Source organism: Streptomyces sp. NPDC093260, assembly GCF_040683715.1.
Lineage (GTDB): Bacteria > Actinomycetota > Actinomycetes > Streptomycetales > Streptomycetaceae > Streptomyces > Streptomyces sennicomposti.
Window position 1 is genome coordinate 51,787 of sequence record NZ_JBFBEK010000018.1, and the last position, 15,879, is coordinate 67,665.

The following is a 15,879-nucleotide window of genomic DNA, read 5'->3' on the forward strand; positions in this document are numbered from 1 at the left end:
TCACATCCGGAAGACGCCGAACTGGGGGTCGCCCAGCGGAGCGTTGGCGCACGCGGTCAGGGCCAGGCCCACCACCTGGCGGGTCTCCAGCGGGTCGATCACACCGTCGTCCCACAGCCGGGCGGTGGCGTAGTAGGCGCTGCCCTGGCGCTCGTACTGCGCGCGGATCGGCGCCTTGAAGGACTCCTCGTCCTCCATGGGCCACTGTTCGCCGCGGGCCTCCTGCTGGTCGCGCTTGACGGTGGCGAGCACCGAGGCGGCCTGCTCGCCGCCCATCACGGAGATCTTGGCGTTCGGCCACATCCACAGGAAGCGGGGCGAGTAGGCCCGGCCGCACATGGAGTAGTTGCCCGCGCCGTACGAGCCGCCGACGACGACCGTCAGCTTCGGCACCCGTGTGCAGGCGACCGCGGTGACCATCTTCGCGCCGTGCTTGGCGATGCCGCCCGCCTCGTAGTCCCGGCCCACCATGAAGCCCGAGATGTTCTGGAGGAACAGCAGCGGGATGCCGCGCTGGTCGCACAGCTCGATGAAGTGCGCGCCCTTCTGCGCCGACTCGGAGAACAGGATGCCGTTGTTGCCGATGATCCCCACCGGGTGGCCGTGGACACGGGCGAAGCCGGTGACCAGGGTCTGCCCGAACTCGGCCTTGAACTCCGCGAACCGCGAGCCGTCCACCACGCGCGCGATGATCTCCCGCACGTCGTAGGGGGTGCGGGAGTCGACCGGCACCGCGCCGTACAGCCCGAACGGGTCGACCTTCGGCTCGACCGGGGCCGTGACCTCCCAGGGCAGCGGTCCGCGCGCGGGCAGCGTGGCGACGATGTTCCGCACGATGCGCAGGGCGTGCGCGTCGTCCTCGGCGAGGTGGTCGGTGACCCCGGAGGTGCGCGAGTGCACCTCGCCGCCGCCCAGCTCCTCCGCCGTGACGACCTCGCCCGTGGCCGCCTTCACCAGCGGCGGGCCGCCAAGGAAGATCGTGCCCTGGTTGCGGACGATCACCGCCTCGTCGCTCATCGCCGGGACGTACGCCCCGCCCGCCGTGCAGGAGCCGAGCACCGCCGCGATCTGCGGGATGCCCGCGCCGGACATCCGTGCCTGGTTGTAGAAGATCCGCCCGAAGTGCTCGCGGTCCGGGAACACCTCGTCCTGCATCGGCAGGAACGCGCCGCCGGAGTCCACCAGGTACAGGCACGGCAGCCGGTTCTCCAGCGCCACCTCCTGCGCCCGCAGGTGCTTCTTCACCGTCATCGGGTAGTAGGTGCCGCCCTTGACGGTGGCGTCGTTGGCGACGATCACGCACTCCCGTCCGCTGACCCGGCCGATGCCCGCGATCACCCCGGCGGCCGGGGCCTGCCCGTCGTACATCCCGTCGGCGGCCAGCGGCGCCAGCTCCAGGAACGGCGAACCGGGGTCGAGCAGCGCGTCCACCCGGTCGCGCGGCAGCAGCTTGCCGCGGGCGGTGTGCCGCGCCCGCGCTCTCTCGCCGCCGCCGAGCCTGGCCGCGGCGAGCTTGCCGCGCAGCTCCTCGGCGAGCGCCCGGTGCGCCTGTTCGTTGGCCCGCCAGGCCTCCGACGCGGGGTCTGCCGCGCTCGTCAGCTCCGGTGCCTCGTGCATCCCTGTGGTCCCCTCACCCGGTGGTCGACGTGGTCCACTTGTTAATGAGCGTTAACCCATCGCCCTCAGGTTAACGAGCGCTAACGTCGCTGTCTAGAATTGTTCTCATGGCCATGCGAACCGACGCCCCCACCCGCCGCGAGCAGATCCTCAAGGAGGCCGCACGCCTGTTCGCCGAACGCGGGTTCCACGGCGTCGGCGTCGACGAGATAGGCGCCGCGGTGGGCATCAGCGGACCCGGTCTGTACCGGCACTTCCCCGGCAAGGACGCGATGCTCGCGGAGCTGCTGGTCGGCATCAGTGGCCGGCTGCTGACCGGAGCGAAGCGGCGCCTGGCGGAGGCGGACGGGGTGGCCGGGCCCGAGGCGGTCCTCGACTCGCTCATCGAGGGGCACATCGACTTCGCGCTCGACGACCGGCCCCTCATCACCTTGCACGACCGCGAGCTGGACCGCCTCCGGGACAGCGACCGCAAGCTCGTGCGGCAGTTGCAGCGGCAGTACGTGGAGCTGTGGGTGGAGGTGGTGCGGGAGGTGCACCCCGGGCTCGGTGAGCCCGCGGCGCGGTCTGCCGTGCACTCGGTGTTCGGGTTGCTGAACTCCACGCCGCATCTGGGGCGGCGGGGGGTGCTGCCCGGGCGGGGGGCCACCGCGGAGTTGCTGCACCGGATGGCGCGGGGGGCCTTCGCGGCGGCGGGGTCGCCTGCGGCGGGCTGAGGGGGCGCCCCGGGGGTGGGGGCTTCTTGTGCGTGGGCGGTGCGGGTGGGGCGTGGCCGGGCGTGCCGTTCCCCGCGCCCTCGGCCGGGCTCCACCCCGAGCCCGGGGCGCCTGAGGAGGCCTGCGCCCGGGGGGCTGAGGGGGGCCTGTGCCGGGGCGTCCGAGAGGGCGGCGCTCGTTGTGATCCAGGGGAAGACCCTGGCGCGACGCGCGCGGACCGCTGTGCGGCCGCCTCCCGCGGAGCCCGTGCCGGGCCGCGTGACGCGCGTTACTGCTCCGCCTCTTTACCACCTGCCCTACCCGCCGGTACGTTTGTGTGAGCAAGCGCTTAGACAGCCGAGGCATGTGGAGGTGGCGGCGTGCGCCGTACGGTGTTCAACGAGGATCACGAGGCGTTCCGGGAGACCCTTCGCGCCTTCATCGAGGCCGAGGTCGTACCGGTGTACGACGAGTGGTTCGCCGCCGGCCAGGCCCCGCGCGACTTCTACTACAAGCTGGGCGAGCTGGGCATCTTCGGGATCAACGTCCCCGAGGAGTTCGGCGGCGCCGGCATGGACAGCCACAAGTTCGAGGCCGTCCTCTACGAGGAGACCGCCCGCGCCGGCGTCCAGTTCGGCGGTTCCGGCGTGCACGTGCTGCTCGCCCTGCCGTACATCAAGATGCTCGCCACCGAGGAGCAGAAGAAGCGGTACCTGCCGAAGTTCGTCACCGGCGAGGAGATGTGGGCCATCGCGATGACCGAGCCGGGCACCGGCTCCGACCTCGCGGGCATGAAGACCACCGCCAAGCTCTCCGAGGACGGCACGCACTACGTCCTCAACGGCGCCAAGACCTTCATCACCGGCGGCGTGCACGCCGACAAGGTGATCGTCTGCGCCCGGACCTCCGCGCCCACCGCCGAGGACCGCCGCTTCGGCATCTCCCTGTTCGCCGTGGACACCAAGTCCGAGGGCTACTCCGTCGGCCGCAAGCTGGACAAGCTGGGCCTGCGCACCTCCGACACCGCCGAACTGGCCTTCGTGGACGTCAAGGTCCCGGCCGAGGACCTGCTCGGCGAGGAGAACAAGGGCTTCTCCTACCTCGGCCACAACCTGGCCTCCGAGCGCTGGGGCATCGCGTTCGGCGCCTACGCCCAGGCCAAGGCCGCCGTCCGGTTCGCCAAGCAGTACGTCCAGGAGCGCACCGTCTTCGGCAAGCCGGTCGCCCACTTCCAGAACACCAAGTTCGAGCTGGCCGCCTGCCAGGCCGAGGTGGACGCCGCCGAGGCCGTCGCCGACCGCGCCACCGAGGCCCTGGACGCCGGCGAACTGACCCCCGCCGAGGCCGCCTCCGCCAAGCTGTTCTGCACCGAGGTCGCCCACCGCGTCATCGACCGCTGCCTCCAGCTGCACGGCGGCTACGGCTACATGAACGAGTACCCGATCGCCCGTCTGTACGCCGACAACCGGGTCAACCGCATCTACGGCGGCACCAGCGAGATCATGAAGACGATCATCGCCAAGGACATGGGCCTGTAGGCACGTGAGCACGGCACTGGAGTCCCTGCTCGATCTGCTCGACCTGGAGCGGATCGAGCGGGACATCTTCCGCGGGCGGTCCCGCTCCGCCGTCGTGCCCCGCGTCTTCGGCGGCCAGGTCGCGGCGCAGGCCCTGGTCGCCGCCGGGCGCACGGTCCCCGCCGACCGCCACGCCCACTCGCTGCACGCCTACTTCCTGCGGCCCGGCGACCCCGGCGCGCCCATCGTGTACACCGTGGACCGCATCCGCGACGGCCGGTCCTTCACCACCCGGCGGGTGGTCGCCGTCCAGCACGGGCAGCCGATCTTCCACCTCTCCGCGTCCTTCCAGACGTACGAGGAGGGCCTGGACCACCAGGCGCCCATGCCGCCCGCCCCGGACCCGGAGACCCTGCCCACCTCCGCCGAACGGCTGCGCTCCTACGACCACCTCCCGCCCGAGGTCGTCGAACGCTTCCTGGAGGCCCGCGAGGCCGTCGACCTGCGCTACGTCGACGAGCCGCCGTACGGCAGGTTCGGCGAGCCGCGCCCGCCGCACTCCCAGGTGTGGTTCCGCACCAACGGCAAACTGGACGACGACCCGCTGCTGCACGTCGTCCTCGCCACCTACGTCTCCGACATGACCCTGCTCGACTCGGTCCTCCTCGCCCACGGGCGCGGCGGCTGGGCCGTCGGGGACGTCGTCGGGGCCTCCCTCGACCACGCCATGTGGTTCCACCGGCCCTTCCGCGCCGACGAATGGCTCCTCTACGACCAGGAGTCGCCCTCGGCGCACGGCGGCCGGGGCCTCGGGCAGGCCCGCATCCACACGCAGGACGGCCGGCTGGCCATCTCGGTGATCCAGGAGGGCGTGGTCCGCGTCCCCCGGGAACACTGAGGGGCATGGCCCTCCCACCCGTACAGGACACGGACCAGGCGGACACCGGCGGCGGCGGGTCCACCTTCACGGTGATCGTCGCCGCCCTCGCCAACCTCGGCATCGCGGTGGCCAAGGCCGTCGCGGGCCTGATCAGCGGCTCCAGCGCGATGCTGTCGGAGGCCGCGCACTCGATCGCCGACACCGTCACCGAGGTGCTGCTGCTGACCGCCCTCAAACGCAGCGGGAAACCCGCCGACGAGGACCACCCCCTCGGCTACGGCCCCGAGCGCTACATCTGGGCGCTGCTCGCCGCCGTCGCCACCTTCGTCGGCGGCGCCGTCTTCTCCCTCTACGACGGCGTGCGCACCCTCACCCGTGGCGAGGAACTAGGCGACCCGCTGGCCTCCTACCTCGTCCTCGCCGTCGCCTTCCTGCTGGAGGGCTTCTCGCTGCGCACCGGACTGCGCCAGGCCCGCGGCGAGGCCGCCCGGCTCAGGATGCCCTTCCGCCGCTACTTCCGGCGCACCCCCGACACCGCCGTCAAGGCCGTCGTCATGGAGGACTCCGCCGCCCTGGTCGGCCTGCTGCTCGCGGCCGGCGGTCTGCTCGGCGGCCAGCTCACCGGCTCCGGCGTCTACGACGGCGTCGCCTCCCTGTGCATCGGCGCGCTCCTGCTCTACGTCGCCTGGGTGCTGGGGCGCTCCAACGCCGAACTGCTCATCGGCCGCCCGCTGCCCCGCGCCACCCGCGAACGCATCCGCGCCCTGCTGGTGGGCGTGGAGCACATCGAGGCCGTGCTGGAGCTGACCACGCTGGTGCAGGGGCCGGACTCGGCGCTGGTGGCGGCGAAGGTCGACCTCCGGGACGCGGCGAACGCGGCCCAGATCGAGTGGGCGTGCGAGCGGGCGGAGCAGCGGCTGCGCGAGGAGTTCCCGGTGATCACCCGGGTCTATCTGGACCCGACGCCCGGGCTCGCGCAGCGCCGCGCGCAGGGGCTGGACCCCGCGCCGTGAGGCCGTTCTCCGGAGGCCGTCAGGCCAGCCCCGCCTGGTCCAGCAGGTACGCGGTCATCGGGTCGTAGTAGCGCGGGCTGACCACGTGGTCGTCCAGCGGGACCGCCACCTGCACCGTGCCCTCGGCCTCGGCGAGGAAGAGCGCCGGGTCGTTGCAGTCGGCGTAGCCGACGGAGTCCACGCCGAGCTGGCCCGCGCAGCCGGCCCAGCCGTGGTCGGCGACGACCAGGTCGGGAAGCGGCCGGCCCGCCGAGTCCAGACCCGTCAGGATGGCGCGCATCGGCTCGCCGGAGTGGGTGTGCCACAGCGTGGCCCCGTGCTCCAGCACCGCCACGTCCGCGAACTGCATGACGTAGCCCTCGTCCGTCTGGAGGCCGTCCGGGATCACCACGATCTCGCAGCCGGCGGCGCGCAGCGCGGCGGCCGTGGCGCGGTGCACGTCCAGCAGCCCGCCCGGGTGGCCGGTGGCGAACAGCACCCGCTGGCCGCCGTCGGCCGCCTTGCGCAGCCGGGCCGCCAGCCGCTCCAGGCCGTCCACGGTCAGCTCCGGGTCGATGGTGTCCTGGCCGTGCCGGTACTCCGGGTCGTCGTTGACGCCGACCCGCTCGGCCATCACCGCGAGCACGTCCTGCTCGTCGCTCCAGCGGTCGCCGAGTTCCAGGCCCAGCCAGAAGTTGCGGTCGCCGTTCGCCAGCTTGCGGTAGTGGGAGAGGTTGTTCTCGCGGGGCGTGGCGACGTCCCCGGCGATGCGGGTCCTGACGAGGTGGTCGACGAGTTCGGCGCGGCTGGGTGTCCCGGGTATCGGCATGCCACCCATTGTGATGCAGTGATCCGTATCCGTCGCCGCCGTTCCGGCCGCTGGGACGCGGGTCACGCCGCCGCGCGGCCCTGGTCGGGCCGGTCCCGGGCCCCGGTCGGCGTACGGCCCCGGCTCCGGTCGGGCCGGTCCCGGTTCGGGGCAGTGCCCGGCCCGGTCCCGGTCAGGTGCGGCGCAGGGCGAACCACAGCTCCATGCGTGTGTCCGGGTCGTCCAGGTCGGCGGCCAGGAGCGCGGCACAGCGGGCGACGCGCTGGCGGACGGTGTTGCGGTGCACCGCCAGGGCCACCGCGGTGCGGTCCCAGCTGCCGTGCAGGGACAGCCAGGTGCGCAGTGTCTCGGCGAGCGCGGGCGTACCGGCCAGTGGGGCGAGCAGCGCGCGGGCGTGCGCGTCGGCCTCGGCGGGCGGCAGCAGGGTGCTGAGGCCGGGGCGGGCGCCCGGGGCGCCGTGCCGGACGAGGGCGGTGCGGGTGGCGCGGGCGCGGGCCAGGGCGCGGGCCGCCTGGGTGTCGGCGACCGGCCAGTGCGCCGGTTCGACGGCCTCGCTCACGCCGAGGGTCCAGCCGGGCTGCGCGGCCGGCTCCCGCCCGGCGGGGACCAGCACGCGTACGACGCCGTCGGCGAGGTCCACCAGCGCCGAGCCGAGGGCCGCGCCGAGCGCGGAGGCGGCCACCGCGTCGGCGGCCTGCGCGGCCGGCCGGGCGTGCACGACAGCCCACCGCCCGGCGCCGAGCAGCGGCGCCACCTCCTCGGGCGCGGCGCCCAGCAGCAGCCGGACCAGGGCCGAGGAACGGGCCGCGCCGGTGCCGCTGTGGTGCTCGCCGGTGAGCAGCGAGAGCAGGACGGCGGCGACCGAGGCGATGGTGTGGTCCCCGGGCCCGCGTTGCCCCGAGGCGACCCCGAGCACGAAGCCGTGCCCGGCGCCGAGGGCGTAGGCGGCGAGATGGCGCCCGGCGACGGTGTCGGTGGCGGAGGAGGGCGCGGGGGAGGGCGCGGGGGAGGGGCGGGCGGCGGCGGGCGGTTCCGCCTCGCCGGCCGGTGGGGGCGTGGAGGGGATCGCGGGCGCGGGGGCCGGGGGGCGGACCACGTCCGCGAGGGCGGCCAGGGACCGGGCGGCCGGGGCGTCCATGGCGCGGCCCGCCGCGGCGACCTCCGTGCCGTCGGGGCCGTACAGCACCGCGCTGCCCGCCGTCCGCTGCGCCAGCTGGCGCAGCACCGACGGCACCGGGTCCGGCCGGGAGGCCGCCGTGGCCAGGCTCTGCTGCGCCTCGGTCACCCGGCGCAGCTCGGCCAGCCGGGCCTGCGCCATCAGCTGCCACACCGCCCGGGCGACCCCGGAGAACGTGGTCTGCGGCGGCACCTCCAGCAGCGGCAGCCCGTGCGCCTCGCACGCCGCGACCAGCGCCGGGGGCACGGTGTCGTGCACCGGCGCCACCCCGAAGCCGAGCGCGGCGCCGCCGGCGGCGACGATCCGGGCGACGTACGCGTCGAAGTACGCTTCCGCGCCGCCGCCCGCCCCGGAAGGGTCACCCGCTCCGGAACCGCCAACCGCTCCGGAAGGGGCACTCGCCCCGGAAGCGCCGGCCGCCCCGAAACCGCCGCCCGAGCCCTCGCCCCCGCCCGGCGCCTGGACGCCCGCCGTCAGCAGCAGTTCCCCGCCCAGCAGGTACGGGTACGGGTCGGCCATCTCCGAGGTGTGCGCCCCGTGGACCACCACCCCGGGACCGGACGGCCCGGCGATCTGCCGCAGCGCCAGGTCCTCGCGGGCCAGCAGCGCCGACAGCGGGACCGGCGGCGTCGGCGGGACGGGCGGTGCCGGTGGGGCGGACGGCGTCGGCGGGACCGGCGGTGCCTGGGGCCCGGACGGCGGGGGAGGCGAGGGCGGTGCGGCCGGGTGCAGCGTGTCCGGCATGGTGTGCGTTCCCTCCACTCCGAGCCACGGGAATGGATGAAACGTACACTTCGCAGTCTCTTTTCGGCCACCTAAGGTCAAGTCCGGACCGGCAGCCGCGGGTACGGGCGGATGTCCCCGCGGCCCCCCGCCGGCCCGCCCGACCTCGGCGCGCCCCAGGCGCCTGACCTCGGGAAACACGCACCAGCACGACACGCCACCGGAACGTGCGCGAAGGAGGGCCCCGCATGGCCGTCGACTACACAGTGATCGTCGTCTACCTGGCCGGCATGCTCGGCATGGGCTGGTGGGGCATGCGCCGCGCCCGGTCCAAGAGCGAGTTCCTGGTGGCCGGCCGCCGCCTGGGACCCGCGATGTACTCCGGAACCATGGCGGCGATCGTCCTCGGCGGCGCGTCCACCATCGGCGGCGTCGGTCTCGGCTACAAGTACGGGCTCTCCGGCGCGTGGATGGTGTTCACCATCGGCCTCGGTCTGCTCGCCCTGTCCGTCTTCTTCTCCGCCCGCATCGCCCGGCTGAAGGTCTACACCGTCTCCGAGATGCTCGACCTGCGCTACGGGGGGAAGGCCGGCGTCATCTCCGGCGTCGTCATGTGGGCGTACACGCTCATGCTCGCCGTCACCTCGACCATCGCCTACGCCACGATCTTCGACGTCCTGTTCGACCTGAACCGCACGGTCGCGATCGTCCTCGGCGGCGCGATCGTCGTCGCGTACTCCACCCTCGGCGGCATGTGGTCCATCACGCTGACCGACATGGTGCAGTTCGTCGTCAAGACGATCGGCGTGCTGCTCCTGCTGCTGCCCATCGCCGTCGTCAAGGCGGGCGGCTTCAGCGGCATGAAGGCGAAGCTGCCGACCTCCTACTTCGACCCGCTGGGCATCGGCGGTGAGACGATCTTCACCTACGTCCTCATCTACACCTTCGGCATGCTCATCGGCCAGGACATCTGGCAGCGCGTGTTCACCGCCCGCAGTGACAGGGTCGCCCGTCACGGCGGCACCGTCGCCGGCACCTACTGCCTGGTCTACGCCCTCGCCGGCGCCGTCATCGGCACCGCCGCCAAGGTCCTCTACCCCAACCTGGCCAGCGCCGACGACGCCTTCGCCACCATCGTCAAGGACGAACTGCCCATCGGCGTGCGCGGACTGGTCCTCGCCGCCGCCCTGGCCGCCGTGATGTCCACCTCCTCCGGCGCGCTGATCGCCTGCGCCACCGTCGCCAACAACGACATCTGGTCCCGGCTGCGCGGCGCGGTCCGCCCCGGCGGCGGGGCCCACGACGAGGCGGGCGGGGCCCACGACGAGGTCCGGGACAACCGCCTGTTCATCCTCGTCATGGGCCTCGCCGTGATCGGCACCGCCATCGCCCTGAACGACGTGGTCGAGGCGCTCACCGTCGCCTACAACCTCCTCGTCGGCGGACTGCTCGTGCCGATCCTCGGCGGCCTGCTGTGGAAGCGCGGCACCGCCCAGGGCGCCCTCGCCTCCGTGATCGTCGGCGGCCTCGCCGTCATCGGCCTCATGGCGGGGTACGGCATCCTGGCCAACGAGCCCGTCTACTACGGCCTGCCGGCCTCGCTCGCCGCCTACCTCGTCGTCTCCCTGGCCACCCGGCCCACCGACGAGGCGGTCCTCGCCGCCTGGCGCGAACGCCTCGCCGGACGCAGTCCAGAACTCGCCTCCGAACCCGTCCCGGCGCACCAGTAGAGTCGTCAGGAAAGCAGTACATGCGCGACGAAGCGCAGGAAAGAAGGCATTTCATCATGAGCGGCAACGAGACGCCCCGCGGCCCCGTCGACTCCTCCCGCATCCCGCGCTACGCCGGTCCCGCCACCTTCGCCCGGCTGCCCCGCCTGGACGAGGTCGGCACCGCCGACGTCGCCGTCGTGGGCGTCCCGTTCGACTCCGGCGTCTCCTACCGGCCCGGCGCCCGCTTCGGCGGCAACGCCATCCGCGAGGCGTCCCGGCTGCTGCGCCCCTACAACCCCGCGCAGGACGCCTCGCCGTTCGCCCTCGCCCAGGTCGCCGACGGCGGCGACATCGCGGTGAACCCGTTCCACATCAACGAGGCCGTCGACACCATCGAGGCCGCCGCCGACGACCTCCTCGGCACCGGCGCCCGGCTGATGACCCTCGGCGGCGACCACACCATCGCCCTGCCGCTCCTCAGGAGCGTCGCCAAGAAGCACGGCCCGGTCGCCCTGCTCCACTTCGACGCCCACCTCGACACCTGGGACACCTACTTCGGCGCCGAGTACACCCACGGCACCCCCTTCCGCCGGGCCGTCGAGGAGGGCGTCCTCGACACCTCCGCCCTCTCCCACGTCGGCACCCGCGGCCCCCTCTACGGCAAGCAGGACCTCACCGACGACGAGAAGATGGGCTTCGGCATCGTCACCTCCGCCGACGTGTACCGCCGCGGCGCCGACGAGATCGCCGACCAGCTGCGCCAGCGCATCGGCGACCGCCCGCTGTACATCTCCATCGACATCGACTGCCTCGACCCCGCCCACGCCCCCGGCACCGGCACCCCCGAGGCGGGCGGCATGACCTCCCGTGAACTCCTGGAGATCCTGCGCGGACTGGCCTCGTGCAACCTGGTCTCGGCGGACGTCGTCGAGGTCGCCCCGGCCTACGACCACGCCGAGATCACCTCGGTGGCCGCCTCCCACACCGCCTACGAACTGACCACCATCATGAGCCGCCAGATCGCCGCGGCCCGGAAGGACACCGAAGCGAAGTGACCCACGACCACGACCTGGTGCTCCGCCCCACGCCCGCCCAGACGGAGGCCGCGCTCAACCCTCCCCCCGGCCGCAACGGCGGAGACCTGGTCGTGGAGACCCTGGCCGGGCTCGGCGCCACCACCGTCTTCGGCCTGCCCGGCCAGCATGCTCTCGGCATGTTCGACGCCCTGCGCCGCTCCGACCTCGCGTACGTGGGCCTGCGCGTCGAGAACAACGCGGGCTTCGCCGCCGACGCCTACGGCCGGATCACCGGCGAGGCCGCGCCGCTGCTGCTGTCCACCGGCCCCGGCGCGCTCACCTCGCTGGCCGCGCTCCAGGAGGCGGCGGCGGCCTCCGCACCCGTCCTCGCGATCAGCAGCCAGGTCCCGACCGCCGGGCTCGGCGGCGGCCGCCACGGCTATCTGCACGAACTGCCGGACCAGGCCGCCTCGTTCCGCGGCGTGGTCAAGTCGGTCCACACGGTGCGCAGCCAGTCCCAGATCCCGTCCGCCATCGCGGCGGCCTGGAAGTCCGCGCTCACCGCCCCGCACGGCCCGGTCTGGGTGGAGATACCGCAGGACGTGCTGCTCGCCGAGACCGGTCTGCCGGCGGTGACGGCCCTGGACGCCGCCCCGGAGGAGCTGCCGCCCCGCCCCGAACTCACCGCCGTCGCCGCCGACCTGCTCTCCCGCGCGGAGCGCCCGGCGATCATCGCGGGCGGCGGAGTGGTCCGCTCGGACGCCTCCGGGAAGCTGCGGGCCCTCGCCGAACGCCTCCAGGCCCCGGTGGTCACCACCTTCGGCGGCAAGGGCGCCTTCCCCTGGAACCACCCGCTCTCGCTCCAGTCCTGGCTGGAGGACCGGCACACCACCGACTTCCTGGAGGACGCCGACGTCCTCCTCGTCGTCGGCTCGGGGCTCGGCGAACTCTCCTCCAACTACCACACGTTCAAGCCCCGCGGCCGGGTCGTCCAGATCGAGGCGGACCTCGGCAAACTGGAGTCCAACCACCCGGCCCTCGGCATCCACGCCGACGCCCGGCTCGCCCTCCAGGCGCTGCTGGAGACCGTGGACGAGCGCACCGACGAGGACGCGCCGCGCCGCGTGAGGGAGTTGCTCGACAAGGTCGGCGAACGGATCGCCGCCCAGGAACTCACCCTGGAACAGGACGTGCTGGCGTCCGTGCGCCGCGCCCTGCCCGCCGGCTCGCCGTCCTTCTGGGACATGACGATCCTCGCCTACTGGGCCTGGTCGGCCTTCGACCCCCGCGGCGCGAACACCATGCACTCCGCGCAGGGCGCCGGCGGCCTCGGCTACGGCTTCCCGGCCGCCCTCGGCGCCGCCGCGGCCGACCCGACCCGCCCGGTGCTGGCCGTCTCCGGTGACGGCGGCGCGCTGTACTCCATCGCCGAACTCGCCACCGCCCGCCAGTACGACCTGAACGTCACCTGGCTGATCGTGGACGACGGCGGCTACGGCATCCTGCGCGAGTACATGACCGACGCGTTCGGCCAGCCCACGGCCACCGAACTGACCCGCCCGGACTACGTCGCCCTCGCCGAGTCCTTCGGCGTCCCCGGCGTCCGCACGACGCCGGAGTCCCTGGAGGCGGACCTGGCCAAGGCCCTGTCCGAGCCCGGCCCGTCGGTGGTCGTCCTCCCGGCGGTGCTGCGGATGTTCGCACCTACGCACCTGGGCTGAGGGGCGGTCCGCGCCGGCGTGCGCCGCGCGCCGGTCCGGCGGCGGCGCGCCGGGGCCGGCGGGGGGGCGGGGAAGGCGATCGGCGGCCGAGGTCACCCGGGCATCGTGCGCAGCGCGGGCGGGCGCGGCTGTGGCCCGCCTTGCCCTCGGCTGTGCACCCCGCGCCGGACACGCGCCCCGCGCAGAACAGGCGCGTGGCGCAGGAGACGCACGCGGCCCGACGGAGTACGCGCCGCGGCGGGACACGTACTCTGTCGGCGACCGGCGACCGGCGACCGGCGACCGGCGGCTCACTGCTCCAGCAGACGCCCGTACTTCTCGGCGTGGGTGGCGCGCTGCGCGTCGTAGCCGTCCGCGAACGCCTTCAGTTCGGCCTCCGACATGTTCTTGCCCGGCAGCTTCTTCGGCAGCAGGTCGGGTATCTCGCGGAAGACCTCGGCCGCCGCCTTCCAGCGGTCGTCGTCCCGGCCCCTGGCCGTGAGGAGACGGCCGGTGAGGGCCTTCAGCTCGCCGCCCACCAGTTCGCTGGGCATCGCTTTCGGCGGGAACGTCCCGCTCTCGGGCGGGGTCCCGCCGCCGGCGGTGAGGAGCCGCACCGTCCACAGGGCCGCGAGGAGACGGCCGGCCAGGACGTGGTCGTGGAACGCGGGATCGGGCATGGACGATCTCTGCCCAGGGCGGCGGGCCGATCCACCTCCGGCGGCGTCCCGCCGTGCCGACAAGTGACGGGCCGTCACGGTTTCACTCTCCCGTGCAACCATTCCCGCACACCTGTGCGTCAACTGTGCATGACTCACTGGATATCCCGACGCGCCAGAGCGCTGGCGGCGGCAGGCGTCGGCGCCGGCATGCTCGCGTCCTGCGTGGCCTTCGCCGCACCCGCCTCTGCGGCCACCCCCAAGGTCAGCTGCACGTCCGCCAAAGCGGGCCTGGCCGCCAAGCTTCAGAAGGACATCACCGCGGCGATGGCCGGCCGCAAGGGCACCGTCGCCGTCGGCCTGTACGACCGCAGCACCGGCACCACCTGCACCCTCCGGGACAGCTCCGCCTACGACTCCGCCAGCGTGGTCAAGGTGACCGTGCTGGCCACCCTGCTGTGGGACGCCAAGAAGACGAACCGCCTCCTGACCACCCGTGAGTCGAACCTCGCCAAGGCGATGATCACTCAGTCGGACAACAACGCCACCAGCGCCCTGTGGAAGCAGCTCGGCGTGACGAAGGTCAAGGGCTTCCTCTCCGCGGCCGGCATGACCCAGACCAGGCCCGGTTCGGGCGGCTACTGGGGCCTGACCCAGATCACCGTGCGCGACGAGCAGAAACTGCTCGGTCTCCTCACGGCCAGGAACAAGGTCCTGAGCGACAACTCCCGCGCCTACATCCTCAAGCTGATGGGCCAGGTCGTCTCCTCCCAGCGCTGGGGCACCCCCGCGGGCGCGCCGTCCGCCGTCGCCGTGCACGTGAAGAACGGCTGGCTCCAGCGCTCCACCCACGGCTGGCGCGTGCACAGCGTCGGCACCTTCAACGGCGGCGGCCACGACTACACGATGACGGTCCTCACGCAGGACAACAGCACGATGAGCTACGGCGTCACCACGATCCAGAACATCGCGCGCGCCATCCACAAGGACCTCCCGCCGACGAAGGGGGCCAAGTCCGCGCTCTACACGCCCACCGCCCAGCCCCGGGAGGCGCTGGTTCCGGTGCCGCCGAGCGGCTGACGCTTCACAGGGCGGTCTCCCGCCGGCCGGCCGGGGGCCCTACGGTGACGGTCATGCGCCTGAGAACCGTACTCGCGACCGTCACCGCCGGCCTGGCGGCGGCCACCTGCCTGACCGTCGGGCCGGCGGCCGCCGGAACGCGCCAGGACCACGCCTGTTCACCCGCCGTCTCCCTGGACCGCTTCTCCGACGCCCTGGACAAGACGACGTACCGGGGGAACTACGTCGGCAATCTCTCCGCGCTGGCCGCCGACCGGCACGGCGACCTCGCGGCCCTCTCGGACCGTTCGTCGCTGTTCACCCTGGACCGCCGTACGCTGCGGCCGACCGGTGTGGTGCGGCTCGCCGACGAGAACGGCGCCGCGCTCGACTCCGAGGCGCTGGTCGTCGACCGCGACGGCACCCGGCTCGTCACCTCCGAGACCGAGCCGTCGGTGCGCCGCTACTCCCGCGCCGGCCGCATCCTCGACCGGCTCCCCGTGCCGTCCTCCCTGCTGGTCGCCCCGGCCGGCCGCGCCACCGCCAACCAGACCTTCGAGGGCCTGACCCTGCTGCCCGACGGCCGCACCCTGCTCGCCTCCATGGAGTACGCGCTCGCCGGCGACGCCGCGGGCATCGTGCGCTTCCAGACCTGGCAGCGCACCGGCGACGGCCGCTTCCGGCTCGGCGCGCAGTACGCGTACCGCACGGACGACGGCCTCGGCGTCCCCGAGGTGCAGGCCACGCCCGACGGTCGCCTGCTCGTCCTGGAGCGCGGCTTCACCTCCGGCGTCGGCAACACCGTGCGCCTCTACCTCGCCGACCCGCGCCAGGCCACCGACACCGCCGAGGTCGACCGCCTGACCGGGCAGTCCGGCGTCCGGCTGGTCGAGAAGACGCCGCTGGCCGACATCGCCGCCTGCCCGTCCCTCGGCGCCACCGCCAAGCAGCCCCAGCCGAACCCGCTCCTCGACAACATCGAGGGCATGACGATCACCGGCCGCGACATCCGAGGCGACCTCCGCGTCCTCCTGGTGAGCGACGACAACGAGAACCCCGCCCAGACGACCCGCTTCTACCACCTCCGGGTGCGAACCGACCTCCAGGGCTGTGGCCTCCGGCCGCGCGCAGGCTTCTCAGCGGCACGGGGCAGCGTCGACATGCGGCTTCGCCGCGCGAGCGCGACCAGCCCCCACCCACCCGCCTCCGCACACGAACGCGAGGACGAACACACCGCTCGGCACGCCCGCTTCACCACAGCGTCCCGCTTTGTTACAGCGGGATGAAATCCGCGCCCGCCCGC

General features: G+C 73.5%; 12 protein-coding genes and 1 pseudogene. 9 read left to right on the forward strand and 4 right to left on the reverse strand.

What is annotated here, in order from left to right; all coding sequences use genetic code 11:
- A complete protein-coding gene (locus tag AB0N63_RS22850) occupies positions 1 to 1,617 on the reverse strand; it encodes a carboxyl transferase domain-containing protein (protein ID WP_365530900.1) in 1,617 nt (538 codons plus the stop codon).
- A gap of 107 nt (positions 1,618 to 1,724) precedes the next feature.
- Here AB0N63_RS22850 and AB0N63_RS22855 point away from each other — a divergent pair, with 107 nt between their 5' ends.
- The 4 genes from AB0N63_RS22855 (at position 1,725) to AB0N63_RS22870 (ending at position 5,722) form a co-directional block, all read left to right on the forward strand.
- Complete coding sequence (locus AB0N63_RS22855) at positions 1,725 to 2,333, forward strand: TetR/AcrR family transcriptional regulator (RefSeq protein ID WP_365530902.1); 609 nt, start codon at positions 1,725 to 1,727, stop codon at positions 2,331 to 2,333.
- A 359-nt stretch (positions 2,334 to 2,692) separates the two neighbouring features.
- Complete coding sequence (locus tag AB0N63_RS22860; RefSeq protein ID WP_365530904.1) at positions 2,693 to 3,850, forward strand: acyl-CoA dehydrogenase family protein; 1,158 nt, start codon at positions 2,693 to 2,695, stop codon at positions 3,848 to 3,850.
- Positions 3,851 to 3,854: 4 nt separating this feature from the next.
- Positions 3,855 to 4,727: an acyl-CoA thioesterase II gene (tesB, locus tag AB0N63_RS22865; protein ID WP_365530906.1), complete on the forward strand. Its 873-nt coding sequence runs from the start codon at positions 3,855 to 3,857 to the stop codon at positions 4,725 to 4,727.
- A gap of 5 nt (positions 4,728 to 4,732) precedes the next feature.
- Positions 4,733 to 5,722: a cation diffusion facilitator family transporter gene (locus AB0N63_RS22870; protein ID WP_365530908.1), complete on the forward strand. Its 990-nt coding sequence runs from the start codon at positions 4,733 to 4,735 to the stop codon at positions 5,720 to 5,722.
- Between the two features lie 19 nt (positions 5,723 to 5,741).
- Here AB0N63_RS22870 and AB0N63_RS22875 read toward each other — a convergent pair whose 3' ends face one another.
- Together AB0N63_RS22875 and AB0N63_RS22880 are read right to left on the reverse strand one after the other, a co-directional pair.
- Positions 5,742 to 6,530 carry a phosphatase gene (locus AB0N63_RS22875; RefSeq protein ID WP_365530910.1) on the reverse strand — a complete coding sequence of 263 codons (789 nt, stop codon included), beginning with the start codon at positions 6,528 to 6,530 and terminating at the stop codon, positions 5,742 to 5,744.
- Between the two features lie 172 nt (positions 6,531 to 6,702).
- On the reverse strand, positions 6,703 to 8,451 hold the full coding sequence (locus AB0N63_RS22880; RefSeq protein ID WP_365530912.1) for a helix-turn-helix domain-containing protein: 1,749 nt from the start codon (positions 8,449 to 8,451) through the stop codon (positions 6,703 to 6,705).
- A 227-nt stretch (positions 8,452 to 8,678) separates the two neighbouring features.
- Here AB0N63_RS22880 and AB0N63_RS22885 point away from each other — a divergent pair, with 227 nt between their 5' ends.
- From AB0N63_RS22885 to AB0N63_RS22895, 3 genes are read left to right on the forward strand one after another with little or no spacing between them, the layout of a single operon-like run.
- Positions 8,679 to 10,160, forward strand: coding sequence for a sodium:solute symporter (locus AB0N63_RS22885; protein WP_365530914.1), 1,482 nt, complete (start codon positions 8,679 to 8,681; stop codon positions 10,158 to 10,160).
- A 56-nt stretch (positions 10,161 to 10,216) separates the two neighbouring features.
- Entirely contained in the window at positions 10,217 to 11,197 is a 981-nt protein-coding gene (gene speB / locus AB0N63_RS22890) for an agmatinase (protein WP_365530916.1), read from the forward strand.
- On the forward strand, positions 11,194 to 12,879 hold the full coding sequence (locus tag AB0N63_RS22895; RefSeq protein WP_365530918.1) for a thiamine pyrophosphate-binding protein: 1,686 nt from the start codon (positions 11,194 to 11,196) through the stop codon (positions 12,877 to 12,879). Before speB ends, AB0N63_RS22895 begins: the two co-directional genes overlap by 4 nt.
- A 290-nt stretch (positions 12,880 to 13,169) precedes the next feature.
- Here the strand turns inward: AB0N63_RS22895 and AB0N63_RS22900 are convergent, their stop codons facing one another.
- A complete protein-coding gene (locus AB0N63_RS22900) occupies positions 13,170 to 13,538 on the reverse strand; it encodes a hypothetical protein (protein ID WP_365530920.1) in 369 nt (122 codons plus the stop codon).
- A 189-nt stretch (positions 13,539 to 13,727) separates the two neighbouring features.
- Between AB0N63_RS22900 and AB0N63_RS22905 the strand changes: the two genes are divergently transcribed.
- Positions 13,728 to 14,597 carry a serine hydrolase gene (locus tag AB0N63_RS22905; protein ID WP_365531060.1) on the forward strand — a complete coding sequence of 290 codons (870 nt, stop codon included), beginning with the start codon at positions 13,728 to 13,730 and terminating at the stop codon, positions 14,595 to 14,597.
- A gap of 53 nt (positions 14,598 to 14,650) precedes the next feature.
- Positions 14,651 to 15,673: pseudogene (locus tag AB0N63_RS22910) on the forward strand (esterase-like activity of phytase family protein); the annotation flags it as partial.
- Positions 15,674 to 15,879 lie beyond the last annotated feature (206 nt).

Excerpts from the sequence above, each read along its gene's own strand:
- AB0N63_RS22850 (WP_365530900.1), bottom strand. The coding sequence starts at position 1,617 with ATGCACGAGGCACCGGAGCTGACGAGCGCGGCAGACCCCGCGTCGGAG.
- AB0N63_RS22855 (WP_365530902.1), top strand. The coding sequence starts at position 1,725 with ATGGCCATGCGAACCGACGCCCCCACCCGCCGCGAGCAGATCCTCAAG.
- AB0N63_RS22870 (WP_365530908.1), top strand. The coding sequence starts at position 4,733 with ATGGCCCTCCCACCCGTACAGGACACGGACCAGGCGGACACCGGCGGC.
- AB0N63_RS22875 (WP_365530910.1), bottom strand. The coding sequence starts at position 6,530 with ATGCCGATACCCGGGACACCCAGCCGCGCCGAACTCGTCGACCACCTC.
- AB0N63_RS22880 (WP_365530912.1), bottom strand. The coding sequence starts at position 8,451 with ATGCCGGACACGCTGCACCCGGCCGCACCGCCCTCGCCTCCCCCGCCG.
- AB0N63_RS22885 (WP_365530914.1), top strand. The coding sequence starts at position 8,679 with ATGGCCGTCGACTACACAGTGATCGTCGTCTACCTGGCCGGCATGCTC.
- speB (WP_365530916.1), top strand. The coding sequence starts at position 10,217 with ATGAGCGGCAACGAGACGCCCCGCGGCCCCGTCGACTCCTCCCGCATC.
- AB0N63_RS22900 (WP_365530920.1), bottom strand. The coding sequence starts at position 13,538 with ATGCCCGATCCCGCGTTCCACGACCACGTCCTGGCCGGCCGTCTCCTC.
- AB0N63_RS22905 (WP_365531060.1), top strand. The coding sequence starts at position 13,728 with ATGCTCGCGTCCTGCGTGGCCTTCGCCGCACCCGCCTCTGCGGCCACC.